The organism is Rhodococcus sp. IEGM 1307 (assembly GCF_030056915.1).
In the GTDB taxonomy this organism is placed as follows: domain Bacteria; phylum Actinomycetota; class Actinomycetes; order Mycobacteriales; family Mycobacteriaceae; genus Rhodococcus_F; species Rhodococcus_F opacus_D.
This window is the reverse complement of sequence record NZ_JASHKW010000014.1, coordinates 132,988-156,870: the sequence shown is the minus strand read 5'-3', so window position 1 is coordinate 156,870 and position 23,883 is coordinate 132,988. Positions and strand designations below refer to the sequence as shown.

The 23,883-nt window shown below is 69.8% G+C and carries 24 protein-coding genes; 2 read left to right on the top strand and 22 right to left on the bottom strand.

Annotated features, from left to right (window positions below):
• Positions 1 to 31: 31 nt before the first annotated feature.
• The 9 genes from QM841_RS26065 to QM841_RS26025 all read right to left on the bottom strand — a co-directional run bounded on the left by QM841_RS26065 (position 32) and on the right by QM841_RS26025 (position 13,638).
• Complete coding sequence (locus QM841_RS26065; RefSeq protein WP_283334309.1) at positions 32 to 1,534, bottom strand: glutamate synthase subunit beta; 1,503 nt, start codon at positions 1,532 to 1,534, stop codon at positions 32 to 34.
• The gene (gltB, locus tag QM841_RS26060) at positions 1,527 to 6,110 is read right to left on the bottom strand and encodes a glutamate synthase large subunit (RefSeq protein WP_283334308.1); all 4,584 of its coding nucleotides are present in this window, start codon (positions 6,108 to 6,110) and stop codon (positions 1,527 to 1,529) included. The genes QM841_RS26065 and gltB overlap by 8 nt, the downstream gene beginning before the upstream one ends.
• A 275-nt stretch (positions 6,111 to 6,385) precedes the next feature.
• Complete coding sequence (locus QM841_RS26055) at positions 6,386 to 7,231, bottom strand: TM2 domain-containing protein (protein WP_283334307.1); 846 nt, start codon at positions 7,229 to 7,231, stop codon at positions 6,386 to 6,388.
• The gene (lgt, locus tag QM841_RS26050) at positions 7,224 to 8,276 is read right to left on the bottom strand and encodes a prolipoprotein diacylglyceryl transferase (protein ID WP_280782506.1); all 1,053 of its coding nucleotides are present in this window, start codon (positions 8,274 to 8,276) and stop codon (positions 7,224 to 7,226) included. Before lgt ends, QM841_RS26055 begins: the two co-directional genes overlap by 8 nt.
• Positions 8,273 to 9,076, bottom strand: coding sequence for a tryptophan synthase subunit alpha (trpA, locus tag QM841_RS26045; protein WP_009473666.1), 804 nt, complete (start codon positions 9,074 to 9,076; stop codon positions 8,273 to 8,275). The genes lgt and trpA overlap by 4 nt, the downstream gene beginning before the upstream one ends.
• On the bottom strand, positions 9,073 to 10,392 hold the full coding sequence (gene trpB, locus QM841_RS26040) for a tryptophan synthase subunit beta (RefSeq protein ID WP_005247488.1): 1,320 nt from the start codon (positions 10,390 to 10,392) through the stop codon (positions 9,073 to 9,075). The genes trpA and trpB overlap by 4 nt, the downstream gene beginning before the upstream one ends.
• Before the next feature lie 62 nt (positions 10,393 to 10,454).
• On the bottom strand, positions 10,455 to 11,264 hold the full coding sequence (trpC, locus tag QM841_RS26035) for an indole-3-glycerol phosphate synthase TrpC (RefSeq protein ID WP_005247490.1): 810 nt from the start codon (positions 11,262 to 11,264) through the stop codon (positions 10,455 to 10,457).
• Between the two features lie 86 nt (positions 11,265 to 11,350).
• Positions 11,351 to 12,055 (bottom strand): TIGR02234 family membrane protein, encoded by a 705-nt coding sequence (locus tag QM841_RS26030; RefSeq protein ID WP_283334306.1) that lies wholly within the window; start codon positions 12,053 to 12,055, stop codon positions 11,351 to 11,353.
• On the bottom strand, positions 12,052 to 13,638 hold the full coding sequence (locus QM841_RS26025) for an anthranilate synthase component I (RefSeq protein WP_280782508.1): 1,587 nt from the start codon (positions 13,636 to 13,638) through the stop codon (positions 12,052 to 12,054). The genes QM841_RS26030 and QM841_RS26025 overlap by 4 nt, the downstream gene beginning before the upstream one ends.
• A 59-nt stretch (positions 13,639 to 13,697) precedes the next feature.
• Between QM841_RS26025 and QM841_RS26020 the strand changes: the two genes are divergently transcribed.
• Positions 13,698 to 14,162: a peroxiredoxin gene (locus tag QM841_RS26020; RefSeq protein WP_009473669.1), complete on the top strand. Its 465-nt coding sequence runs from the start codon at positions 13,698 to 13,700 to the stop codon at positions 14,160 to 14,162.
• Here the strand turns inward: QM841_RS26020 and QM841_RS26015 are convergent.
• Entirely contained in the window at positions 14,150 to 14,929 is a 780-nt protein-coding gene (locus tag QM841_RS26015) for a dioxygenase family protein (protein ID WP_283334305.1), read from the bottom strand. The two genes, QM841_RS26020 and QM841_RS26015, sit on opposite strands and share 13 nt — an antisense overlap.
• 178 nt (positions 14,930 to 15,107) lie before the next feature.
• Here QM841_RS26015 and QM841_RS26010 point away from each other — a divergent pair, with 178 nt between their 5' ends.
• Positions 15,108 to 15,617, top strand: a complete 510-nt coding sequence (locus QM841_RS26010; RefSeq protein ID WP_105413693.1) for a MarR family winged helix-turn-helix transcriptional regulator — start codon at positions 15,108 to 15,110, stop codon at positions 15,615 to 15,617.
• A 1-nt stretch (position 15,618) separates the two neighbouring features.
• Here QM841_RS26010 and QM841_RS26005 read toward each other — a convergent pair whose 3' ends face one another.
• From QM841_RS26005 to hisD, 12 genes are read right to left on the bottom strand one after another with little or no spacing between them, the layout of a single operon-like run.
• Complete coding sequence (locus QM841_RS26005; RefSeq protein WP_005247502.1) at positions 15,619 to 15,798, bottom strand: tautomerase family protein; 180 nt, start codon at positions 15,796 to 15,798, stop codon at positions 15,619 to 15,621.
• Between the two features lie 29 nt (positions 15,799 to 15,827).
• Complete coding sequence (gene hisI, locus QM841_RS26000; protein WP_061044217.1) at positions 15,828 to 16,172, bottom strand: phosphoribosyl-AMP cyclohydrolase; 345 nt, start codon at positions 16,170 to 16,172, stop codon at positions 15,828 to 15,830.
• Complete coding sequence (hisF, locus tag QM841_RS25995; protein ID WP_283334304.1) at positions 16,169 to 16,942, bottom strand: imidazole glycerol phosphate synthase subunit HisF; 774 nt, start codon at positions 16,940 to 16,942, stop codon at positions 16,169 to 16,171. Before hisF ends, hisI begins: the two co-directional genes overlap by 4 nt.
• Positions 16,939 to 17,772 (bottom strand): inositol monophosphatase family protein, encoded by an 834-nt coding sequence (locus tag QM841_RS25990; protein WP_280782513.1) that lies wholly within the window; start codon positions 17,770 to 17,772, stop codon positions 16,939 to 16,941. The genes hisF and QM841_RS25990 overlap by 4 nt, the downstream gene beginning before the upstream one ends.
• 9 nt (positions 17,773 to 17,781) lie before the next feature.
• Positions 17,782 to 18,516 (bottom strand): bifunctional 1-(5-phosphoribosyl)-5-((5-phosphoribosylamino)methylideneamino)imidazole-4-carboxamide isomerase/phosphoribosylanthranilate isomerase PriA, encoded by a 735-nt coding sequence (gene priA / locus QM841_RS25985; protein WP_005247511.1) that lies wholly within the window; start codon positions 18,514 to 18,516, stop codon positions 17,782 to 17,784.
• Between the two features lie 19 nt (positions 18,517 to 18,535).
• On the bottom strand, positions 18,536 to 18,793 hold the full coding sequence (locus QM841_RS25980) for a membrane protein (protein WP_009473676.1): 258 nt from the start codon (positions 18,791 to 18,793) through the stop codon (positions 18,536 to 18,538).
• Positions 18,790 to 19,425 carry an imidazole glycerol phosphate synthase subunit HisH gene (gene hisH / locus QM841_RS25975; protein ID WP_009473677.1) on the bottom strand — a complete coding sequence of 212 codons (636 nt, stop codon included), beginning with the start codon at positions 19,423 to 19,425 and terminating at the stop codon, positions 18,790 to 18,792. The genes QM841_RS25980 and hisH overlap by 4 nt, the downstream gene beginning before the upstream one ends.
• Positions 19,426 to 19,434: 9 nt before the next feature.
• Positions 19,435 to 20,616, bottom strand: coding sequence for an MFS transporter (locus QM841_RS25970; RefSeq protein WP_283334303.1), 1,182 nt, complete (start codon positions 20,614 to 20,616; stop codon positions 19,435 to 19,437).
• A complete protein-coding gene (locus QM841_RS25965) occupies positions 20,616 to 20,768 on the bottom strand; it encodes a CG2302 family histidine operon protein (RefSeq protein ID WP_007297398.1) in 153 nt (50 codons plus the stop codon). The genes QM841_RS25970 and QM841_RS25965 overlap by 1 nt, the downstream gene beginning before the upstream one ends.
• Positions 20,769 to 20,781: 13 nt before the next feature.
• Positions 20,782 to 21,396, bottom strand: coding sequence for an imidazoleglycerol-phosphate dehydratase HisB (gene hisB / locus QM841_RS25960; protein WP_005247522.1), 615 nt, complete (start codon positions 21,394 to 21,396; stop codon positions 20,782 to 20,784).
• The gene (locus QM841_RS25955) at positions 21,393 to 22,535 is read right to left on the bottom strand and encodes a histidinol-phosphate transaminase (protein WP_283334302.1); all 1,143 of its coding nucleotides are present in this window, start codon (positions 22,533 to 22,535) and stop codon (positions 21,393 to 21,395) included. The genes hisB and QM841_RS25955 overlap by 4 nt, the downstream gene beginning before the upstream one ends.
• The gene (gene hisD, locus QM841_RS25950; protein WP_283334301.1) at positions 22,532 to 23,854 is read right to left on the bottom strand and encodes a histidinol dehydrogenase; all 1,323 of its coding nucleotides are present in this window, start codon (positions 23,852 to 23,854) and stop codon (positions 22,532 to 22,534) included. Before hisD ends, QM841_RS25955 begins: the two co-directional genes overlap by 4 nt.
• Positions 23,855 to 23,883 lie beyond the last annotated feature (29 nt).

Here is a 23,883-nt window from a genome sequence, read left to right as displayed (position 1 = left end):
GAGCCTAGTCGCCCCGCGCGCCCTTCTCCATTTAGACGACTGCCAGCGGGAGCGCCGTCGGATGCACCGGCGACGGGAGGTCCGATGCCCCGGTCAGATACACGTCGACGGCGTGCGCCGCGGACCTGCCCTCCGCGATCGCCCACACCACGAGCGACGCGCCGCGGTGCGCGTCCCCGCAGACGAAGACCCCGGGTGCGGTGGTCTGCCAGTCCGGGCCGCAGGAGAGCGATCCGCGCCGGGTGGGCGACAGCCCGTAGTCGTCGAGCAGCGGGCCGAGATCGACACCCTCGAATCCGATCGCGAAAAGCGCCAGTTCGCACGGTAATTCGATCTCCTCGCCGACCGGCGTGATGATGCGTTTGCCGTCCTCGCGGGTGACCCGGACCTCGGCGAGCACCATGGATCGGACGTTCCCGTTCTCGTCGCCGAGGAAACGCTGCACCGCGACCTGATACCGGCGGACACCGCCCTCGGCGTGCGCGGGCGACGTGCGCAGCACCATCGGCCACGCAGGCCACGGCGTCGCGGCCTCGTCCCGTTCCGTCGGCAACTCCGGGTTGTAGTCCAGCTGGGTCACCGACAGCGCACCCTGGCGGTGCGCCGTTCCGAGGCAATCGGCCCCGGTGTCGCCGCCGCCGATGATGACGACATGCTTGCCTTTGGCGGTGATCGTCGCGGGACCGTCACCCTCGCATTCCTTGTTCGAGGTGACGAGGTGTTCCATCGCGAGGTGGATCCCGTTCAGCTCCCGGCCTTCGACGGTCGTGTTGTCGCGGCCCCGGAGCGCGCCGATCGCGAGCACGACGGCGTCGAAGTTCTCGCGCATCTGCTCCACGGTGAGGTCGACGCCGACCTCGCAGTCGGTGACGAAGTGCGTACCCTCGGCGCGCATCTGCATCAGGCGCTGATCGAGGATCGCCTTCTCCATCTTGAATTCCGGGATGCCGTACCGCAGCAGTCCCCCGAGCCGGTCGTCGCGCTCGTACACGGTCACGTCGTGCCCCGCCCGGGTCAGCTGCTGTGCCGCCGCAAGGCCTGCCGGGCCGGAACCGACCACCGCCACCTTGCGGCCCGTCGCGATCATCGGCGGCTTGGGCACCACCGAGCCGGACTCCCAGGCGACGTCGGCGATGGCCTGCTCGATCCGCTTGATGGTGACGCTGCCGGTCGTGTGCGTGTCGGCGAGGGCGAGCACACACGCCGACTCGCACGGCGCCGGACACACCCGCCCCGTGAACTCCGGGAAGTTGTTGGTGGCGTGCAGGCGCTCACTGGCCGCCGACCAGCGGCCGCGCCGCACCAGGTCGTTCCACTCCGGGATCAGGTTGCCCAGCGGGCAGCCCGCACTTCCCGAGTGGCAGAACGGGATTCCGCAGTCCATGCACCGCGCGGCCTGCTCGGACACCTCGGCGGCCCGCTCCGCCGGACTCTGCGGCGCATACACCTCGTGCCAGTCGTGCACCCGCTCCGCGACCGGACGCTTGCGCGCCTCCTTCTTGACGATGTGCAGAAAGCCCTGCGGATCAGCCACGTGCCGCCTCCATGATCGCAGTGTCCACGTCGAGTCCCTCGGCCTTGGCGATCCGGGTCGCGTCCAGCACCCGCTGGTAGTCCACCGGCATCACCTTGGTGAACAACGCGGACCGCCGGGGCCAGTCGGCGAGCACCGACGCCGCCACCGCGGAACCGGTCCAGCGGTGGTGGCGGGTGACCGCTCCGCACAACCAGTCGAGGTCGTCCGGGTCGGGTTGCAGGAGCTTCACCATCGCCGGGTTCACGTCCTCGGGGTCCAGGTCGAGGACGTACGCGATGCCGCCGGACATGCCGGCCGCCATGTTCCGGCCGGTGGGTCCGAGGATCACGACCCGTCCGCCCGTCATGTACTCGCAGGCGTGGTCGCCGACGCCCTCCACGACGGCCGACGCACCGGAGTTGCGCACCGAGAAACGCTCGCCGACGCGGCCCCGCAGATACAGTTCGCCCGAGGTGGCACCGTAGAGGAGGGTGTTGCCCGCGATCACCTGGGTTTCGGGGACGAACAGGACGTCGTCGGCGGGACGGACCACGATCCGTCCGCCCGACAATCCCTTGCCGACGTAGTCGTTGGCGTCACCGGTCAGGTCGATGGTGATGCCCGGCGGCAGGAACGCGCCGAGCGACTGCCCCGCCGAACCCGTGAACGTGAGCCGGATCGTGTCGTCCGGCAGCCCGGCGGCGCCGTACCGGCGGGTCACCTCCGCACCGAGCAGCGTGCCGACGGTCCGGTTGACGTTGCGCACCGGCATCTCGATCTCCACGGCGTGCGCGTCCTCGAGGGCACCCTCGGCCAGCTGGATGAGCGTCCGGTCCAGCGCCCGGTCCAGTCCGTGATCCTGATCGCGGTCCCGGCGCCGCTGCGGCAGCGGCGCCCCGTCCGGTCCGGTGGGCACGGCGAAGATCGGGGTGAGGTCGAGTCCGCGATTCTTCCAGTGCGCGATCCCCTGCGCGGTCTCGAGGACGTCGGCGTGACCGACGGCCTCGTCGATGCTGCGGAACCCCAGGTCCGCCAGGTACTGGCGCACGTCCTCGGCGACGAAGCGGAAGAACTCCTCCACGAACTCCGGTTTGCCGGTATACCGCTTGCGCAGCTCCGGGTTCTGGGTGGCGACACCGACCGGGCAGGTGTCGAGGTGGCAGACCCGCATCATGATGCAGCCCGCCACGATCAGCGGGGCCGTCGAGAACCCGAACTCCTCCGCACCCAGGAGCGCCGCGACCACGACGTCCCGCGCGGTGCGCATCCCGCCGTCGCACTGGACGGTGATGCGGTCGCGGAGACCGTTGAGCACGAGTGTCTGCTGGGCGTCGGCCAGCCCGATCTCCCACGGCGCCCCGGCATGCTTCATCGACGTCAGCGGGGTGGCGCCGGTTCCGCCGTCGTTCCCGGAGATCAGGACCACGTCGGCGTGCGCCTTGCTGACGCCGGCGGCGACCGTTCCCACACCCACCGAGCTGACCAACTTCACGTGGACCCGGGCCCGGTCGTTGGCGTTCTTCAGGTCGTGGATCAGCTGGGCGAGATCCTCGATCGAGTAGATGTCGTGGTGCGGCGGCGGCGAGATGAGCCCGACCCCCGGCGTCGAATGCCGGGTCTCCGCGACCCACGGGTACACCTTGTACGCCGGCAACTGGCCGCCCTCACCGGGCTTCGCGCCCTGCGCCATCTTGATCTGGATGTCGCTGGCGTTGATCAGGTAGTCGCTGGTGACACCGAACCGCCCGCTCGCCACCTGCTTGACGGCGCTGCGGCGGGACGGATCGTAGAGGCGGTCGACGTTCTCGCCGCCCTCGCCCGTATTGGAGCGCCCGCCGAGATTGTTCATCGCGACGGCCATCGTCTCGTGGGCCTCGGCGGAGATCGAGCCGTAGCTCATCGCGCCGGTATTGAACCGGGTGACGATCCGCTCGACCGGTTCCACCTCGTCCAGCGGCACCGGCGGGCGCACGCCCTCGCGGAACGTGAACAGGCCGCGCAGTGCGCCACCGGCCTCGGCCAGCCGGTTGACCTCCTCGCTGTACTTCGCGAACACCTCGTGCTGACCGGTGCGGGTCGCGTGCTGCAGCAGGAACACCGTCTCCGGCGTGAACAGGTGCAGTTCGCCGTCGCGGCGGAACTGGTACTCGCCGCCGTCCTCGAGCCGCCGGTGGGCGAACTCGGCCGGGTTGTCCGGGTACGCCTGCCGGTGGCGGACGGTGACCTCGCGGGCGATCTCGTCGAGACCGGCGCCGCCCAGCTTGCTGACGGTGCCTGTGAAGTACTCGTGGACGAGGCCGCGGTCCAAGCCGATCGCCTCGAACACCTGCGCCGCGGTGTACGAGCCGACGGTGGAGATGCCCATCTTCGACATCACCTTCAGCACACCCTTGCCGAGAGCGGTGAGGTAGTTCCGCACGGCGATCGTGTGCTCGACGCCGGTGAGTTCGCCCTCGGACACGAGGTCCTCGATCGACTCCATCGCGAGGTAAGGGTTGACCGCGGCGGCGCCGTACCCGATGAGCAGCGCCAGGTGATGGACCTCGCGGGCGTCACCGGATTCGACGACCAGCGCCACCTTGGTGCGTTCCTTGGTCCGCACCAGGTGATGGTGCACCGCGGCGACCGCGAGCAGCGACGGGATCGGCGCGCGGGTGTGGTCGGAGTCGCGGTCCGAGATCACCAGCGTCCGATAGCCGTCCGCGATCGCGGCGCTCGCCTGCGCCCGCAATTCCTCGATCGCCTCGGCCACCCCCGCACCGCCGCGCTCCACGTCGTACAGCGCGCGCAGCACCGTCGCGGCCAGCCCCGGATGGTTGCCGTCGGCGTTCACGTTGATGATCTTGTTCAGCTCTTCGTTGTCGAGCACCGGCCACGGCAGCACGATCTGCCTGCACGACGCCGCGGTCGGCTCGAGCAGGTTCTGCTCCGGGCCCATGACCCGCGACAGCGACGTCACGATCTCTTCGCGGATCGCGTCGAGCGGCGGGTTCGTGACCTGCGCGAACAGTTCGACGAAGTAGTCGTAGAGCAGCCGCGAACGCTGCGACATGACCGCGATCGGGGTGTCCGTCCCCATCGAGCCGAGGGGCTCGCCGCCGGACGCGGCCATCGGCGCGAGCAGGATGCGCAGATCCTCCTCGGTGTACCCGAACGCCACCTGCCGTCGCACCACCGACTCGTGGTTGTGCTGCGCGTGCGGGCGATCAGGCAGCGTCTTCAGTTCGAGCAGACCGGCGTACAGCCACTCGGCGTACGGCCGCTCCGCCGCGAGCCGCATCTTGATCTCCTCGTCGGGCACGATCCGGCCCTCGGACGTGTCGACCAGGAACATCTGCCCCGGTTCGAGGCGGCCCTTCGCCACGACCTCCGCCTGCGGCACGTCGAGGACACCGCTCTCGCTCGCGAGGACCACCCGCCCGTCGACGGTCTGCCACCAGCGTCCCGGACGCAGGCCGTTGCGGTCGAGCACGGCGCCGACCACGGTCCCGTCGGTGAACGTCACACACGCCGGTCCGTCCCACGCCTCCATCAGCGACGCGTGGAACTGGTAGAACGCCCGCCGGTCGGGGCACATCGACGTGTCGTTCTCCCACGCCTCCGGCACCATCATCATCACCGCGTGCGCCACGCTGCGGCCTGCAAGGTGCAGCAGTTCGAGCACCTCGTCGAACGACGCCGAATCCGACGCGTCGGGGGTGCAGATCGGATACAGCCTGCGCAGGTCGCCCGGGATCACCGAACTCGACAGCAGCGCCTCGCGGGCACGCATGCGGTTCCGGTTGCCGCGGACCGTGTTGATCTCGCCGTTGTGCGCGACGAACCGGAACGGGTGCGCGAGCGGCCAGGACGGGAACGTGTTGGTCGAGAACCGGCTGTGCACGATCGCGATCGCACTCGCGATCCGGGGATCGCGCAGGTCCGGGAAGTACCGCGACAGCTGGGACGTGGTCAGCATTCCCTTGTAGACGACGGTCCGGCTCGACAGGGACGGGAAGTACACGCCGCTGCCCTCGGACTCGATCTCGGGAGTGACCTGCTCGGCCCGCTTGCGCAGCGCGTAGACCAGGCGGTCGAGTGCCAGCCCGCCGGGCCGGATCCCGCCGACGGCGGGTGCGGTGACGAACAACTGGCTCATGTGCGGTTCGCAGGCCCGGGCCGTGGAACCGACGTCCGCGCCGTCCGGATCTACGGGCACCCGGCGCCAGCCGAGGATGTCGAGCCCCTCCTCGGCCGCGAGGTCGGACACGCGTCGTTGCGCCGCCGCCCGCGCCTGCGGGTCGTGCGGGAGGAAGCAGGTGCCCGCCGCGTACGTGCTGCTGCCGTCGTCGAGCGGCGCCGGGAGATCGAAGTCGACGACGTCCGCGAAGAATTCGGTGGGGAGCTGGAGGAGGATGCCGGCGCCGTCTCCGCTGTTCGGTTCCGATCCCGCCGCACCGCGGTGCTCGAGATTCTCGAGGGCGAGGAGTCCGTCGGAGACGATGGAGTGTGAGCGGCGGCCGTGCACGTCCGCCACCATCGCGACGCCGCAGGAATCGACTTCCTGGTCCGGGTCGTACAAGCCCTGGGGACCGGGCAACTGAGAGAACAGCACCGATATACCTCCACATCGGCCGGGAAGACCACCAGTGTGTGCGCTCCGCACGTGCTGTCGGCGGCCTCCGCAAGCGGGGTCGCCACGACGGGCGCTAACTGCTTTTCGGGGGTCTACCGGGACAGCATCGGCCCGTGAAGGTTGTTACCGGACATACACCCGGCGCGCTCAGCTTACCAGGACCGATACCTCGCACGATATGCCGAATCCGGCCCCGGAAAGCACTGTGGCCCGTGTCGCATCAGCAACACGGGCCACAAATCGGCCGGGGATCGTCACTGCTCCCGCAGGGGTCGTCCGTACTTGTCCTTCACGCTCCCGGTCAGCATCATGATGCCGTCGACCAGCGGCCAGATTCCGCCGATTCCACAGGTGAGCCACGTGACGGCGATCTGCGCCACGGCGATGCCGGGCTGGTTCAGGTAGAACCGCCCGACTCCGAAGCCGCCGAGGAAGATCTGCAGCAGACCGGCGGTCAGCTTGGACTTGTCGGAGTACGGCTCACCCGTCAGCGGGTGCCTGCCGAACGGCGCCGACGGATCGGCGTACGCGTTGTAGCCGGAGGGGGCGTATCCGGGCGGCGGGAACCCCTGCTGGGGGTAACCCTGCTGCTGTCCGTACCCGGGCTGCTGGTACCCGGGCTGCGGGTAGTCCTGCGACGACTGCGGAGCCGCCCCGTACTGCGCGCCGTAGTTGGGGTCGGGTGCGCCGTAGGTGGGACCGTCCGGCTGCTGCTGGGGGTTCTCGTACCCGGTGTAGGGCGCTGTCGGCGAAGTCGGCTCGCCCACGTTCGGGAACGGGGCCGTCGGCTCGGTGCCGCTCGGCGACGGGTAGGTCGGCGTGGACCCCCACCCCGGGCCGTTGCCGACACCGGAGTAGGTGTCCCAGCCCGGTCCGGTGCCGGTCGAACTCGGTGACGGCGTCGCGTCCGACGTGGCCGGCGGCTGGGACAGCGAGGCCTCGGCGGTGGCGTCGTAATCGAAGGGAGAGCCGAACTCGGGCGGCAGGCTCGACTCCGTGCTGTTCTCCGTGCCGTCGCTGCTCTTGCCCAGGTCGACCTTGTGTGCGTCCTCGGATGCACCCTTGCCGGAATCGTCGGATGCTTTCCCCGGTTCAGTCATTCGCGTCATCCTTCTTGCTGTCGATGGTCTTCGTGCCCGCCTCGCCGCCGGTACTCGCAGTACTCGCGGCCTTGTCGTCCGATACCGGCTCCGACGTGCCCTCGTCCTTGCCTGCGTCCTCGACGCTCTTCTCGGGCTCCTTCTCCGCGGTCTCGCCGTCGACCGGTTCGCCGTCGGCGGGCCGCAATTCGGCCGGGTCCTCGCGGCCCTTCGTGGCGGCGAAGAAGTACACCAGGGCCGCGACGAACACCAGGGCGGAGGTGAACGAGTTCACGCGGACACCGGCGATGAGGCTCGCGTGATCGCTGCGCATCAGTTCGATCCAGAAGCGGCCGGCGCAGTAACCGGCCACGTACAGGGCGAACAGTCGGCCGTGACCGATGCGGAAGCGGCGATCGACCCACACGAGCAGGATCACGATCAGCACGTTCCACAGCGCCTCGTACAGGAACGTCGGGTGCACCACGAACGCGACCTCGCCGGTGGACACCCCGTCGATCAGCTGCGGTGACACCTGGCCCACGTCGTTGCGCCGCTCGAAGATCTCGAGCCCCCACGGCACGTCGGTCTCGCGACCGTAGAGTTCCTGGTTGAAGTAGTTTCCGAGCCGGCCGATCGCCTGCGCCAGCAGGATCGCGGGCGCGACCGCGTCGCCGAGCGCAGGCAGCGGGATGCCGCGACGGCGACACCCGATCCAGGCGCCGACACCGCCGAGTGCCACGGCGCCCCAGATACCGAGACCGCCCTGCCACACCTTCAGGGCGTCGACGGGGTCGCCGCCCTCCCCGAAGTACGTCGGCCAGTCGGTCATCACGTGGTAGAGACGGCCGCCGATCAGGCCGAACGGCACCGCCCAGATGGCGATGTCGAGGACGGTGCCCTTCTCGCCGCCGCGGGCGACCCAGCGACGGTCACCCCACACGATTGCGACGACGATCCCGACGATGATGAACAGCGCGTACGCGCGCAGGGCCACCGGTCCGACATACCAGACACCTTGGGGCGGACTCGGAATGTAGGCCAGTACGTCCACAGTGGAAGTCACGACGCCACGGTAGCGGAGCGAACGCCCTCGGCGAGTTCCTTCGTGAGCGAGCGTACCGCGTCCAGACCACTCTCCGCGGCCGTGACCAGCGCCGATCCGACGATGACCGCATCGGCGTACGCGGCGATCTCGGCGGCCTGCGCGCCGGAGCGGACACCCAGTCCGACACCCACCGGAATGTCCGAGTGGGCGCGGATACGGGCCGTCAACTCGGGTGCCATCGACGACACCGCGTCACGGGCGCCGGTGACACCCATCGTCGACGCGGCGTACACGAAGCCGCTGCTCGCGTCCAAGGTCATCGAGAGACGTTCCTCGGTCGACGACGGCGCCACGAGGAAGATCCGGTCGAGGTCGTGTTCCTTCGACGCGGCGATCCACTCGCCGGCCTCCTCGGGGATGAGGTTGGGCGTGATCAGGCCGAGGCCGCCCGCGCTCGCCAGGTCGCGGGCGAACTTGTCGACGCCGTACTGCAGGACCGGATTCCAGTAGGTCATCACGACGGCCTTACCGCCGACGGAGGCGATCGCCTCGACGACGGTGAACACGTCACGCACACGGACACCGTTCCGCAGCGCCGTCTCGGCCGCCGCCTGGATGGTGGGCCCGTCCATCACCGGGTCGGAGTAGGCGATGCCGACCTCGACGATGTCGCAACCGGACTCGACCATCGCCTTGAACACGTCGATGGACTCCTGCACGGTGGGGAAACCGGCCGGGAGGTACCCGACGAGCGCGGCGCGCTTCTCCTCGCGGCACTGCGCGAACGTCGGGGCGAGGCGCGAGAGTCGTTCGCTCACTTGGCCGAACCTTCCTTGTCAGTCGTGGTGGTCTCGGTCGAGTCGTCGGGATCGAACAGTCCGAACCACTTGGCGGCCGTGTCCATGTCCTTGTCGCCGCGCCCGGACAGGCTGATGACGATGATTGCGCCCTCCCCCAGTTCGCGGCCCAGTCGCAGCGACCCGGCGACGGCGTGGGCGGACTCGATGGCCGGGATGATGCCCTCCCGCTCGGACAGCAGACGCAGCGCGTCCATGGCCTCCGTGTCGGTGACCGGCTCGTAGGTGGCGCGGCCGATGTCCTTGAGGAGTGCATGCTCCGGTCCGACACCGGGGTAGTCGAGGCCCGCGGAGATCGAGTGCGACTCGATGGTCTGGCCGTCCTCGTCCTGCAGCAGGTACGAGTACGCGCCCTGGAACGCGCCCGGGGTGCCCGCCGCGAACGTGGCGGCGTGCCGCCCGGTCTCGACGCCGTCACCGGCGGCCTCGTAGCCGACCAGCCGCACGGCCGGGTCGTCGAGGAACGCGTGGAAGATGCCGATGGCGTTGGAACCGCCGCCGACGCACGCCGTCACGGCGTCGGGCAGCCGACCCGTCAGCGCCTGCACCTGGGCACGCGCCTCCAGACCGACCACGCGCTGGAAGTCGCGGACGATGGTCGGGAACGGGTGCGGCCCGGCAGCGGTGCCGAAGCAGTAGTACGTGTTGTGGGCGTTGGTGACCCAGTCGCGCAGCGCCTCGTTGATGGCGTCCTTCAGGGTCCTCGACCCCGACTCGACCGACACCACCGAGGAGCCCAGCAACCGCATGCGGGCGACGTTCAGCGCCTGCCGCTCGGTGTCGACGGCACCCATGTAGATGACGCATTCGAGGCCGAGGAGCGCACAGGCGGTGGCGGTGGCCACACCGTGCTGGCCGGCGCCGGTCTCCGCGATGATGCGGGTCTTGCCCATGCGCTTGGCGAGCAGCACCTGGCCGAGCACGTTGTTGATCTTGTGGGAGCCGGTGTGGTTGAGGTCTTCGCGCTTGAGGATGAGCCGGGCCCCACCGGCGAACTCGCTCATCCGTTTCGCCTCGAAGATCGGGGACGGACGGCCGGTGTAGTCGCGCTGGAGACGATCGAGTTCGTTCAGGAACGCGTCGTCGGCGCGGGCCTTCTCGTACTCGGCGGTGACCTCCTCGATCACTGCCATCAGGGCCTCGGGCACGTGCCGTCCGCCGTACACGCCGAAGTGTCCTCCGGCGTCGGGGTCGTGCGTCGTGCGCTCGGCGATTCCGGCGCTGGCAGTCGGCAGATTGCCACCCTTGAAGACGGTTTCCTGATTACGTGAAGTCACAGGTCCAGTCTGCCCCAACGCCGGGTTCCGCCGCCGTCCGGGTCAGTTCCGCCGACGCAGCCTCAGCGTGACGGCTTGGGGCAGGACGGGTGAGCGCCGGCGTTGACCAGATCGGCCACCGCCTTGCGCGGATCCCCGCTGGTGACGAGGCCTTCGCCGACCAGCACCGCGTCGGCTCCCGCGCCGGCGTAGGCCAGCAGGTCGGCCGTGCCGCGCACACCGGACTCGGCGATCTTGATGATCTCGGTGGGCAGCCCGGGAGCGATCTCGCCGAACGTGTTCTTGTCGACCTCGAGCGTCTTGAGATTGCGGGCGTTGACACCGATGACCTTGGCGCCCGCCTCGAGCGCGCGGTTGGCCTCTTCCTCGGTGTGGACCTCGACGAGGGCCGTCATGCCCAGCGACTCCGTGCGGTCGATCAGCGACGCGAGCGCGTCCTGCTCGAGGGCGGCGACGATGAGCAGCACGACGTCGGCGCCGTGCGCGCGGGCCTCGTGGATCTGATACGGCCCGACGATGAAGTCCTTACGGAGGATCGGGATGCTCACCGCGCGGCGGACGGCGTCGAGGTCCGCGAGGGACCCCTGGAATCGGCGCTCCTCGGTGAGCACGCTGATCACGCGGGCGCCACCGGCCTGGTAGGCGGCGGCCAACTCGGCGGGATCGGTGATGTCGGCGAGCGCGCCCTTCGAGGGGCTCGCACGCTTGACCTCGGCGATGACTCCGATGCCCGGCTCGAGCAGGGCGGCCGCGGCATCGAGGGCCGGCGGTGCGGCAGCGGCGGCAGCCTTGACTGCGGCGAAGTCAAGGACGGCTTCGCGGGCGGCGACGTCGGCGCGCACCCCGTCGAGAATCGAGTCGAGAACGGTCATCGTGGCCCGAGTCCTTTCTGGGCAGAAACCCGATGTGAGGAACATCATCAGGGGTGAAGTCAGCCTAGATGGCACTCTGATTCTGTTTACGTTCGGGTCCCCGGGTCTTTGTCCGGTCCGTCAACTTTGTCGACAGGTTCGGCTTTCTTGTCTTCGACCGTGGGGTCCTCCCCCGCGTCCAGTGCGTCCCAGAGCATGCGCTGGGTGACGGGCCCCTCGGCCGAATCGGCGCCGGCCTTCTTCGCGGCGTCCCGTCGCGCACCGGGGCTGTCGTACTTGGAGGAGAGCCCGGCCCGCACCCGCGGACGGCGGACGAGTTCCACCCCGGCTGCGAGCGCCGCCAGGGCGCCCACCAGCGCGAGAACGGCGGGTCCGACGTGCACGGACACCGACTGGACCTCGGCGCGGCCCGGCAGCTCGGCCAGCCGGCCCGCGTCGTCGTCGGAGGCGCCGGAGACGATCAGCCCCACCGCGGGGACCGCGGCCCCGACGGCCACGACCGCGACGAGGACACCGAGCACCCGCAGCGCCCAGCCCTTCACGGCGAACGACGCGGCGATCGCGGCGACCAGGGTCAGCGCCAGCGGCGTGAGCGCCGCCGCCCACGTGCCGCCGACTAGCGCCGACGTGCGCTCCTCGCCGAGCCCGTCGGAGGAGGTGACCTCCACCCACGTCATCCGGGAGGCACCCCACAGACACAGAGCGGCGACCGCGAGCAGCAGCACCGAGATCATCGACCGGCGACGTCCCGCCTGCGCAGGTTCCCGGGCCGTCTCCGACGCGTCACTCACTGCGTGTCGCCTCCCAGGGTCTTCAGCGTGTGCGCCGCCGCGATCGCGCTGAGCACCGCCATCGCCTTGTTCCGCGCCTCGGTGTCCTCGTATTCGGGGTTCGAGTCGGCGACGACGCCCGCACCCGCCTGGACGTACCCGATGCCGTCCTTGATCAGCGCGGTCCGGATCGCGATGGCCGTGTCGGCGTCGCCGGCGAAGTCGAGGTACCCGATGATGCCGCCGTAGATGCCCCGGCGCGTGGGTTCGAGTTCCTCGATCAGCTGCATCGCCCGGACCTTCGGCGCACCCGACAGCGTGCCCGCGGGGAAGCACGCGGTGACGGCGTCCAAGGCGTGCTTACCGTCCGCGAGGTGACCCGTGACGGTGGAGACGAGATGCATCACGTGGCTGTACCGCTCGATGTGGCGGTAGTCGTGGACCTTCACCGTGCCCGGTTCGCACACGCGCCCGAGGTCGTTGCGGCCCAGATCCACGAGCATCAGGTGCTCCGCGTTCTCCTTCTCGTCGGCGAGCAGGTCCTTCTCGAGCAGGATGTCTTCCTCCTCGGTGTGCCCGCGCCACCGGGTTCCCGCGATCGGGTGCGTGGTGGCGACGCCTTCCGACACGGTCACCAGGGCCTCCGGGCTCGAACCGACGATCGAGAACGCGGTCTCGCCGTCGCCGTTCGGCACGTTGAGCAGGTACATGTACGGGCTGGGGTTGGAGGCGCGCAGCATCCGGTAGACGTCGATCGGGTCCGCGGTGCAGTCGATCTCGAAGCGCTGCGACAACACCACCTGGAATGCCTCGCCCGCCTCGATGTCTCCCACGAGTTTCTGCACGTCGGCGCCGAAACCTTCGGTGGTGCGCTGACGCCGGTAGTCGGGGGCGGGCTTCGCGAACGTGGACACGGTGGACGACGCCGGGGCTGACAGGGCGTGCGTCATCCGGTCCAGCCGCTCGACCGCGGAGTCGTAGGCCTCGTCGACGCGTTCGTCGGTGCCGTCCCAGTTGACCGCGTTGGCGATCAGGGTGATGGCGCCCTCGTGGTGGTCGACGGCCGCGAGGTCCGTCGCCAGCAACATGACCATCTCGGGGATCTGCAGATCGTCGGTGGCGTGCTCGCCGATCCGCTCGATCCGGCGCACCGCGTCGTAGCCGAGGAAACCCACCATGCCGCCGGTCAGCGGCGGCAGGTCGGGCAGCCGCTCGCTGCGGAGCAGTTCCAGCGTCTGGCCGAGGGCCGCGATCGGGTCGCCGCCGGACGGTGCGCCCGCGGGAACGTTGCCGTACCACGCGGCCTCGCCGTCGACGACCGTCAGCGCGGCGGGACTGCCCGCGCCGATGAACGACCATCGCGACCACGATCGGCCGTTCTCCGCCGACTCGAGCAAGAAGGTCCCCGGCCGGTTCGCCGCCAGCTTGGTGTACGCCGACAGCGGGGTTTCCGCGTCTGCCAACACCTTGCGCGTCACCGGGACCACCCGGTGTTCGGCGGCGAGAGCGTGGAACTGCTCGCGCGTGGTGGTCGAGTCGGACCCGCCGTCGGCCGGGGTGGCGGCGGACTCGGGTGCGGGAATCGTGGTGGGCTCGCCGTGCATGCCGACCATCATCCCAGGCGCACTCGTCGTGTCTGCGTGCGCGGGTAGCCTCGGCTCTCATGAAGCCAGGTCAGCTCGCACCGGAATTCACCCTGCCCGATCAGGACGGCATCGCGCGATCCCTGTCGAGCCTCCTCGAGGACGGCCCCCTGGTGCTGTTCTTCTACCCCGCGGCGTCGACGCCGGTCTGCACCGCCGAGGCCTGCCATTTCCGTGACCTCGGAATCGAGTTCTCCGCGGTGGGCGCGTCCCGCGCCGGGATCAGCACCGACGCGGTGGAGAAGCAGGCGTCGTTCGCGCAGGCGCAGTCGTTCGACTACCCGCTGCTGTCGGACGCCGACGGAGCCGTCGCGGAGAAGTTCGGCGTCCGGCGCGGACTGCTCGGCAAACTCGCCCCGGTGAAGCGGTCGACGTTCGTCATCGACACCGACCGCACCGTGCTCGAGGTCATCTCGAGCGAGTTCCGCGCCAACACGCACGGCGATCAGGCGCTCGCCTTCCTCCGGACGCGTCAGTCCACCTGAATCGACCGTTTGGCCAGCCCCATCCAGAAGCCGTCGATCACCTGCCGGGGGATCTGCTCCGGATCGCTCGAGGCGCCCAGCGTGACGAACAGCGGCGCGAAGTGCTCGATCGTCGGGTGGGCGTACGGCATGCCCGGCGCGAGCGAGCGGAAGTCGATGAGCGAATCGACGTCGCCCACGGCGAAACGCTCGTCCGCCCAGGCGTCGAACTCCGACGACCAGCCGGGCGCCTTCGCGTCGGGTGACGGGTCGCGCAGGAACGGCAGCCCGTGGGTGGTGAATCCCGAACCGACGATCAGCACACCCTGCTCGCGCAGGGGTCGCAGCCGCTCACCGAGGTGCAGCAGTCGCTGCGGGTCGAGCGTGGGCAGCGAGATCTGCAGGACCGGAATGTCGGCGTCGGGGTACATGACCGTCAACGGCACGTAGGCGCCGTGGTCCAGGCCGCGGTGCGGCTGGTGCGACACGGTCTCGTCGTCCGGCATCAGCGCCACGATCTGCGCCGCGAGTTCGGGGGCGCCGGGCGACTCGTACGTGGTCCGGTAGAAGCGCTCGGGGAAGCCACCGAAGTCGTAGACGAGGGGCGTGCCCGTGGTGGTGGATCCGATCGTGAGCGGCGCCGATTCCCAGTGCGCCGACACCATGAGGATGGCCTTCGGCCGCGGCAGGTCACCTGCCCACTTCGCCAGCTGCGACACCCACAGTTCGCTGTCGACCAGCGGAGGCGCACCATGACTGAGGAACAGTGCGGGCATCGTGGCGGTCATCGCGACTCCTTCGGATCCGAGATCCAACATCGACAGCCAATGTTGAACCTTCAAGTTACTATAGGAGTCAACCGATGGGCGCGGCAACTATTCCCCGGACACGATCCGGCCCGCGACGTGCTAACTATGGTGAACACGCTGCACGCGTGGATCGACGTACGGATGGAGGACACCACTGATGAGTGGGAACGACGAGGGCAAGCCCGCAGAACCCGGCACCCGATGGCTCGACGCAGAGCAGCAGGAGGCCTGGCTCACCCTCATCGCCCTGGTCACCCGGCTCCCCGCCGCACTGGACACCCAGCTCCAACGCGACTCGGCACTCACCCACTTCGAGTATTTCGTCCTCGCCTCGCTGTCCGGCGAAGCCAACCGGCGCCTCCAGCTGTCCCTGCTCGCCCAGCGCGCCAACGCGTCACTGTCCCGGCTGTCGCACGTCATCACCAAGATGGAAAAAGCCGGCTGGGTGCGCCGCGAGAGCATCCGCGGCAGCCGGGGCTCCGACGCCGTCCTCACGGACGAAGGCATGGCCAAAGTAGTCGAGGCCGCACCCCCGCACGTCGAATCCGTTCGCTCACTGATCTTCGACGGACTGTCCGCCGAACAGGTCCGTCAGCTGTCCGAACTGTCCGGCGCCATGCTCACCCAACTCGACAAGAGCATCGCGTCAGGCACCGGCAGAGCCTGACTCACCCCAGCGGCGTCCCGCCGACACCCCAGCTGTCGCGCGGGACCTCGGTGATCGTCACCCACACCTTCGCGGGATCCTTGCCCGTCGCGTCGGCGTAGGCCTTGGTGACGGCCTCGATCGTGGCGCGCTTCTGCTCGGCGGTGAGCCCGGGGGTCTGGCTGATCTGAATGAGTGGCATGGCGAACATTCTGCCCGAGTGCCGGTGCGCTACTCCGCAGTGAGCAGCACGTCGGTGTCGAAGCAGGTGTGCGTGCCCGTGTGGCACGCCGCCCCCTCCTGATCGACGACGAGCAGCACGGTGTCGCCGTCGCAGTCGAGCCGCACCTCGTGGACGTACTGCGTGTGACCCGACGTCTCGCCCTTCACCCAGTACTGCTGACGGGACCGGGAGTAGTACGTGCCCTTGCGGGTGTCGAGGGTGCGCGCGAGGGCCTCGTCGTCCATCCACGCCACCATCAGGACGTCGCCCGTCGACCGTTCCTGCGCGACAGCACTGAACAGTCCCGCCTCGTTGCGCTTGAGCCGTGACGCGATGGCGGGGTCGAGACTCATCGGACGGTGATCCCTTCTTCACGCATGGACTTCTTCACCTCGCCGATCGTCATGTCGCCGAAGTGGAAGACACTGGCCGCCAGGACAGCGTCCGCGCCGGCGCCGACCGCGGGTGCGAAGTGCTCGACGGCGCCCGCTCCCCCGCTGGCGATCACCGGCACGTGCACGGCGGCGCGCACCGCCCGGATCATGGGCAGGTCGAAACCGGCCTTCGTGCCGTCGGCGTCCATCGAGTTGAGCAGGATCTCCCCGACACCCAGTTCGGCGCCGCGGACCGCCCACTCGACCGCGTCGATACCGGTGCCGCGCTTGCCGCCGTGCGTCGTGACCTCCCACCCCGACGGGGTGTCGGGCTGACCCTGCGGCACGGTCCGCGCATCGACCGACAGCACGATGCACTGGGAGCCGAAGCGTTCGCTGAGTTCGCGGAGCAACTCGGGCCGGGCGATCGCGGCGGTGTTGACGCTGACCTTGTCGGCACCGGCGCGCAGCAACCGGTCGACGTCCTCGACGGTGCGGACACCGCCGCCGACCGTGAGCGGGATGAAGACCTGCTCCGCCGTCCGGCTCACCACGTCGAGCATGGTGCCCCGGTCCGCGGTGGACGCGGTGACGTCGAGGAACGTGAGCTCGTCGGCTCCCTGGGCATCGTATGCGGCGGCCAGCTCGACGGGGTCACCCGCGTCCCGCAGGTTCTCGAAGTTGACGCCCTTGACGACGCGTCCGGCATCGACGTCCAGACACGGGATCACTCGAACCGCCAGAGTCATTGCGTACGCCCTCCTGAAGGCTCGGAACGAGGATCACCCAGTGATCCGAGGATATCGAGAATTTCGCCGTGCACTCCGGGCGCTCCGGCGAGCACCGAGTCGGACGTCACGGTCCAGGGCTTGCCGCCGAGATCCGTCACCACACCACCCGCAGCGCGCACCAGCGCGACGCCGGCGGCGTTGTCCCACGCATTGTGGCCGAACACCACCGCGCCACCGAGTATTCCGGCCGCGGTGAACGCGAGGTCGACGCCGGTGGATCCGTGGATCCGGATCCGGGAGGACACCCGGCTGAGCTGCGCGAGGACCTGCAGCCGGTACGCGCCGGGGATGCGCCCGCGACTGTCGATGTTCAGTGCGCCCAAGCCCACGATCGACGACGCCAGCGACGTGCGACCGAGCGCAGGCAGGGGCGTGCCCCCTTCGAGCAGCGGACCGTCCGCGACGGCCGCATACCGGCGTCCGACGAGCGGCAGCCATGTGAGACCGAGAACGGGAACCCCGTCGTCGAGCAGCGCGAGCAGCGTGCCCGCCGTGGGCAGACCGGCCGAATAGTTGAACGTGCCATCGATCGGGTCGAGCACCCACACGGGTCCGCTGCCGAGGTCGGGGCCGCCGAACTCCTCGCCGTGGACGTCGATGCCGGTCCGGTCGCGCAGTTCGCCGGTCAGCCGCTTCTCGAGTTCGAGGTCGACGGCGGTCGCGAAGTCGTCGGGACCCTTGTGGACGGCGCTGGGCGCACCCACGCCCGAGACGAACCGGTTGTGCACGCCGTCGAGCAGCTCACTGGCGACGGCGAGGAGCTCCCGGGGATCACGGGACAGGGCCATGGCGGGAACTCAGCCCGAAACCGCGGCGAGCGCCTCGGGGAGGGTGAACCGCCCCGCGTACAGCGCCTTGCCGACGATGGATCCCTCGACCCCCTGATCGACGAGCCCGGCGATCGCCCGGAGGTCGTCGATGGTGGACACGCCGCCCGAGGCCACCACGGGGGCGTCGGTGGCCGCGCAGACCTGCGCGAGGAGTTCGAGATTGGGGCCGGTGAGGGTGCCGTCCTTGCTGACGTCGGTGACGACGTACCGGGAGCAGCCGTCCTTGTCGAGCCGGGCGAGCGTCTCCCACAGGTTTCCGCCCTCGGTGACCCAGCCGCGACCGCGGAGCTGGTATTCACCGTCGACGAGGCGCACGTCGAGACCGACGGCGATCTTCTCGCCGTACTTGGCGATGGCGCGGGCACACCACTCGGGGTTCTCGATGGCGGCGGTACCGAGGTTGACGCGGCCGCAGCCCGTGGCCAGTGCGGCCTCGAGCGACGCGTCGTCGCGGATCCCACCGGACAGTTCCACCTGGACGTCGAGCTCGCCCACCACGTCGGCGAGGAGTTCGCGGTTCGAGCCGCGACCGAACGCGGCGTCGAGGTCGACGATATGCACCCACTCGGCACCGTCGTTCTGCCATGCGAGGGCGGCATCACGAGGCGAGCCGTATCCGGTCTCGCTTCCTGCCTCCCCCTGGACGAGGCGAACAGCTTCACCGTTGACGACATCTACAGCAGGCAAAAGGACCAGGCTCACGTGCGACAACCCTAGTCGCTCAGCGGTCGGAACCCGGCTCCGGGTCCTCGGGATCGGGACCGTACGCGTTGCGGGTCATGCGTTTCGACACGAAGCCCATGGCCGCGATCGCACCTGCGACACCGAGCAGTCCGACGATCAGCCCGAGGACGGGGCCCGGTTTCACCACCAGAATGATGGCGGTGGCGAGTACCAGCACCGCGGTGGCGGCGCCCATCGCGTACACGGCGAGCCTGCCGATCGACAGGTCGCCGCGCCCGTCCCCGGGTTCGGTCACAGACTGCGAACCCAGTTCCGGAGCAGCTCCGCGCCCGCGTCACCGGACTTCTCGGGGTGGAACTGGGTGGCGGACAGCGCGCCGTTCTCGACGGCGGCGAGGAACTTGCCGCCGTGGTCGGCCCACGTCAGGGCGGGGGGCGCCAGCCGCTCCGGTGTCGGCATGTCCCAGGACTGGGCCGCGTACGAGTGGACGAAGTAGAACCGGGTGTCGGGATCGATGCCGGCGAACAGCGTGCTGTTGTCGGGGGCCTCGACCGTGTTCCATCCCATGTGCGGCAGCACGTCGGCCTGGAGCCGTTCGACGGTGCCGGGCCATTCGCCGCAGCCTTCCGCCTCGACGCCGAACTCGACTCCGCGTTCGAAGAGGATCTGCATGCCGACGCAGATCCCGAGGACCGGCCGTCCACCGGCCAGACGCTGACCGATGATCCGCTCCCCGCGGACCGCACGCAGTCCCTCCATGCAGGCGGCGAAGGCGCCGACGCCGGGAACGACCAGACCGTCGGCCGCGAGTGCGACCTTGTGATCGGATGTGACCTCGACGCGCGCGCCGGTCCGGGCCAGAGCGCGGGTGGCCGAATGCAGGTTGCCGGAGCCGTAGTCGAGGACGGCAATCGTGGAGACGGTCATGACACAACCTTATCCGGCGGCTGCACGACGCCCGAGGGCGCGGCCGACGACCATCCCGGCGGCCGGGACCACCGCGACGGCCGTCGCCGCGACCGCGAACACCCAGGAGTACCCGGCCGCCGACGCGACAGCTCCGAGCGCCAGGGAACCGAAACCGGTTCCGGCGTCGAACCCGATGTTCCATCCGGCGCTCGCCGAGCCGAATCGGGCCGGTCCCGCGGCGGTGAAGATCATGACGAGGGATTCGTTCTGCACCGCCCCGAATCCGAATCCGAAGGCCAGGGCCGCGCACACCAGCAACGGCACCGGCGCACTCGTCGCCGCCGCGACGGCGAACAGCACCAGACCGAGGCACACGAACGTCAGGGCGGGAACCAGGGCGCGGCCCACCCCCAGCCGGTCGGAGAACGATCCCGCGGCGTATCGCCCGATCAGCGTCGCACCGCTCGAGACGGCGAGGGTCACCCCGGCGAGCGAGGCCCGCTCCGAGATCGCGATGGGCAGCAGGCTGGACAGGCCGCCGAACGCGGCCGCGGAGATCGCGATCGCGAGCCACGGCGTGAGTAGGACGGCGAGCGGGATGCGGCCCTGCGACGTGCGATCCGCGGGGGCGTGGATCGCGGGGAGGCGCGTGATCGCGAGCACCGCGAAGGCGGGAATGAGGGCGCCGATCACGAAGACGGGGGTCGCGGACCAGTGCTGCATGATCGCGAGCCCCGCGGGCAGCCCGACCATCTGCGCGGCGGCCACCGCGATACCCTGCGCACCCGTCGCGCGGCCGAGCATCTCGCGGGGAACGAGTTCGGCGACCAGCGCACTGCTGGCGACGGTGAGCATGCCGAAGCCCGATCCCCGGACGGCAGACACGGCCAGCACCGGGATCGCCTCGGTCGACAGGAGGAGGAGCAGCGACGGCGGCCCGAGCAGCATGCAGCCGGCGGCGAGCACCCAGCGATGCCCCCACCTGCGCAGGAGCCGGGGCACACCGAGTTGGGTGATCACGGTCGCGGCCATGAACACGGCCGTCACGCTGCCGGCGAGCGTGTCGGAGCCACCGGACAGCGAGACGATCAGCGGCACCACGGGCAGCAGCACCGCCCAGCCGCCGAACGCCGCCGCGCCCATCACCATCGCGGCGGGCATGCCGCGGGTGCGGAGCAGGCCGCGGCGCGGCTCCACTGCGACGGGCACTACATCAACCTGAGAACGCCTGCCACGGCTGCCAGCACCGCCAGTGCCAGCAGCACGCCCGAGGCCAGTTTGTTGAACTTCCACATGGAGTACGCCCCGCCCGCCGCGATCCCCGCGGCGATGAACAGGACGTAGACGAGGACGACACTCACGAATGCGCCCGGATCACAGGCTGCCCTTGGTGGACGGCACACCCGTGACGCGGGGATCCGGTTCGACCGCCTCGCGCAGTGCGCGGGCGACGGCCTTGAACTCGGCCTCGGTGATGTGGTGCTGATCGCGTCCGTAGAGCACCCGCACGTGCAGGGCGATACGCGCGTTGAGCGCGATCGACTCGAACACGTGCCGGTTGATCACCGTCGCGTACGGCACGCCCGGGTAGCCGCCGATGACGGCGTGCAGCAGGTGTTCGGGTTCGCCGGTGTGGACGCAGTACGGACGACCGGACACGTCGACCGATGCGTGGGCGAGCGTCTCGTCCATGGGGATGAACGCGTCACCGAACCGGCGGATGCCCTTCTTGTCGCCGAGCGCCTGACCGAGCGCCTGGCCGAGCACGATCGACGTGTCCTCCACCGTGTGGTGCGCCTCGATCTCGATGTCGCCCTTCGCGTGGACGGTGAGGTCGAAACTCGCGTGGGAGCCGAGCGCGGTCAGCATGTGATCGAAGAACGGGACCCCGGTGGAGACGTCGACGATGCCGGTGCCGTCGAGGTTCAGTTCGACGGTGATGCTGGATTCCTTGGTGGTGCGCTCCACGCGGGCGATGCGGTCGGTCATCCTCGGTCTCCTGAGCTGGTGAGTTCGGTGGCGGCGATCTCGTCGCTCGCCACGATGAAGGCGTCGTTCTCGGAGGCCAGACCGACGGTGGCGCGCAGGTAACCGGGGATGCCGACGTCCCGGATGAGCACTCCGCGGTCGAGGTAGGCCTGCCAGGCGTGGGCACTGTCGGTGAACTCACCGAACAGGATGAAGTTCGCGTCGCTGGGGATGACGCTAAACCCCGCGTCCTCCAATGCCTTCGACACCCGCACCCGCTCCGTGGCGAGCGCGTGCACGCTGGCGAGCGTCTCGTTCGCGTGCCGCAGCGCCGCGCGGGCAGCGGCCTGCGTGACCACCGACAGGTGATACGGCAGCCGGACCAGGAGCAGCGCCTCGATGAATGCCGGTGCGGCCGCGAGGTATCCGAGCCGGCCACCGGCGAACGCGAACGCCTTGCTCATCGTCCGCGACACCACCAGCTTCGACGGGTACTCGTCGATCAACGTCAGAGCGCTGGGCGCGTCGGAGAATTCGGCGTACGCCTCGTCGACGATCACGATGCCCGGTGCGGCGTCGAGGACCCGGCGCAGTTCCGCGATGCCGACGCTGTGCCCGGTCGGGTTGTTGGGACTGGTGACGAACACGACGTCGGGCCTGCGCTCGGTGATCGCCGCGGTCGCGGCGTCCACGTCGAGCGCGAAGTCGGCGCGCCGGAAGATCGGCAGCCACTCGGTCTCGGTGCCGTCCGCGATGATCGGGTGCATCGAATACGACGGCACGAAGCCCATCGCGCTGCGACCGGGACCGCCGAACGCCTGCAGCAGCTGCTGCAGGATCTCGTTGGACCCGTTGGCCGCCCACACGTTGTCGACCGTCACCGGCACCCCCGTCTGGCGGACGAGGTACGCGGCGAGGTCGGTGCGCAGTGCCACCGCATCACGATCCGGGTAGCGGTGCAGTTCCCGCGCGGCCTCCCGCACGGACTCGGCGACGTCGTCGACGAGCGCCTTCGTGGGCGGGTGCGGGTTCTCGTTGGTGTTCAGCTGAACCGGGACGGTCAGCTGCGGCGCCCCGTACGCCGACTTGCCACGCAGATTCTCCCGGATCGGCAGGGCGTCCACCCCGATCGACGAACCCGGCACATTCGCCGCGGTCACCGCAGCGCCTCGAACCGCAGCCGCACGGCCTCACCGTGCGCGGGCAGGTCCTCGGCGTTCGCGAGGGTGATGACGTGGCCGGAGACCTCCTTCAGCGCCGATTCGGAGTAGTCGACCACGTGGATGCCGCGCAGGAACGTCTGCACGCTCAGACCCGAGGAGTGCCGGGCGCAGCCCGCGGTGGGCAGGACGTGGTTGGACCCGGCGCAGTAGTCGCCGAGGCTGACCGGCGCCCACGGGCCGACGAACACCGCGCCCGCACTGGTCACTTTCGCGGCGACGGCGGTGGCGTTCTCGGTCTGGATCTCGAGGTGCTCGGCGGCGTATGCGTTGACCACCCGCAGCCCGGCCTCGACGTCGGAGACCAGGACGGTGCCCGACTGCGTGCCGGACAGCGCGGCGGTGACGCGCTCCTTGTGCTTGGTGATCTCGAGCTGCGCGGCCAGCGCCGTGTCGACGGCGTCGGCGAGTTCGACGCTGGATGTGACGAGCACGCTCGCGGCCATCACGTCGTGCTCGGCCTGGCTGATCATGTCCGCGGCGACGTGCACCGGGTCGGCCGTGTGGTCGGCGAGGATCGCGATCTCGGTGGGGCCCGCCTCGGCGTCGATGCCGACGAGTCCGCGGCAGAGGCGCTTGGCGGCCGTGACGTAGATGTTGCCGGGGCCGGTGATGAGGTCGACGGGGGCGAGTTCGGCGCCGTTCGTGTCGGTGCCGCCGTAGGCGAGGAGGGCGACGGCCTGACCGCCGCCGACGGCCCACACCTCGTCGACGCCGAGCAGGGCGGCCGCGGCGAGGATCGTCGGGTGCGGCAGACCACCGAACTCGGACTGCGGCGGCGACGCCACCACGAGGGACCGGACACCGGCGGCCTGCGCCGGGACCACGTTCATCACGACGCTGGACGGGTAGACGGCGTTGCCGCCGGGGACGTACAGCCCGACGCGGTCGACGGGCACCCACCGTTCGGTGACGGTGCCGCCCGGGACGACCTCGGTGGTGGTGTCGGTGCGGCGCTGGTCGGCGTGGACCTTGCGGGTGCGTTCGATCGCGACCTCGAGGGCGGCGCGGACGGCCGGATCGAGTTCGCCGAGCGCGCGGTCCAACTCGGACTGCGGCACTCGCACCTGCGCGGGACGGACGCCGTCGAACTTCTCGCTGAACTCGAGCGCTGCGTCGGCGCCGCGCTCCCGGACCGCCTCGACGACGGGGCGAACCTGATGCAGGACCGCGTCCACATCCACTCCACCTCGAGGAAGTGCGGCGCGAAGTTCGGCCGTGGAAGGGGTACGACCACGAAGGTCGGTGCGGGCGAGCATGAGAGGTCCTCTCTGCGACTGTCGGGACA

Excerpts from the sequence above, each read along its gene's own strand:
- QM841_RS26055 (WP_283334307.1), bottom strand. The coding sequence starts at position 7,231 with ATGACTGAACCGGGGAAAGCATCCGACGATTCCGGCAAGGGTGCATCC.
- trpC (WP_005247490.1), bottom strand. The coding sequence starts at position 11,264 with ATGACCGTTCTCGACTCGATTCTCGACGGGGTGCGCGCCGACGTCGCC.
- QM841_RS26025 (WP_280782508.1), bottom strand. The coding sequence starts at position 13,638 with ATGCACGGCGAGCCCACCACGATTCCCGCACCCGAGTCCGCCGCCACC.
- QM841_RS26020 (WP_009473669.1), top strand. The coding sequence starts at position 13,698 with ATGAAGCCAGGTCAGCTCGCACCGGAATTCACCCTGCCCGATCAGGAC.
- QM841_RS26015 (WP_283334305.1), bottom strand. The coding sequence starts at position 14,929 with ATGACCGCCACGATGCCCGCACTGTTCCTCAGTCATGGTGCGCCTCCG.
- QM841_RS26010 (WP_105413693.1), top strand. The coding sequence starts at position 15,108 with ATGAGTGGGAACGACGAGGGCAAGCCCGCAGAACCCGGCACCCGATGG.
- QM841_RS26005 (WP_005247502.1), bottom strand. The coding sequence starts at position 15,798 with ATGCCACTCATTCAGATCAGCCAGACCCCCGGGCTCACCGCCGAGCAG.
- hisI (WP_061044217.1), bottom strand. The coding sequence starts at position 16,172 with ATGAGTCTCGACCCCGCCATCGCGTCACGGCTCAAGCGCAACGAGGCG.
- hisF (WP_283334304.1), bottom strand. The coding sequence starts at position 16,942 with ATGACTCTGGCGGTTCGAGTGATCCCGTGTCTGGACGTCGATGCCGGA.
- QM841_RS25990 (WP_280782513.1), bottom strand. The coding sequence starts at position 17,772 with ATGGCCCTGTCCCGTGATCCCCGGGAGCTCCTCGCCGTCGCCAGTGAG.
- hisH (WP_009473677.1), bottom strand. The coding sequence starts at position 19,425 with ATGACCGTCTCCACGATTGCCGTCCTCGACTACGGCTCCGGCAACCTG.
- hisB (WP_005247522.1), bottom strand. The coding sequence starts at position 21,396 with ATGACCGACCGCATCGCCCGCGTGGAGCGCACCACCAAGGAATCCAGC.
- hisD (WP_283334301.1), bottom strand. The coding sequence starts at position 23,854 with ATGCTCGCCCGCACCGACCTTCGTGGTCGTACCCCTTCCACGGCCGAA.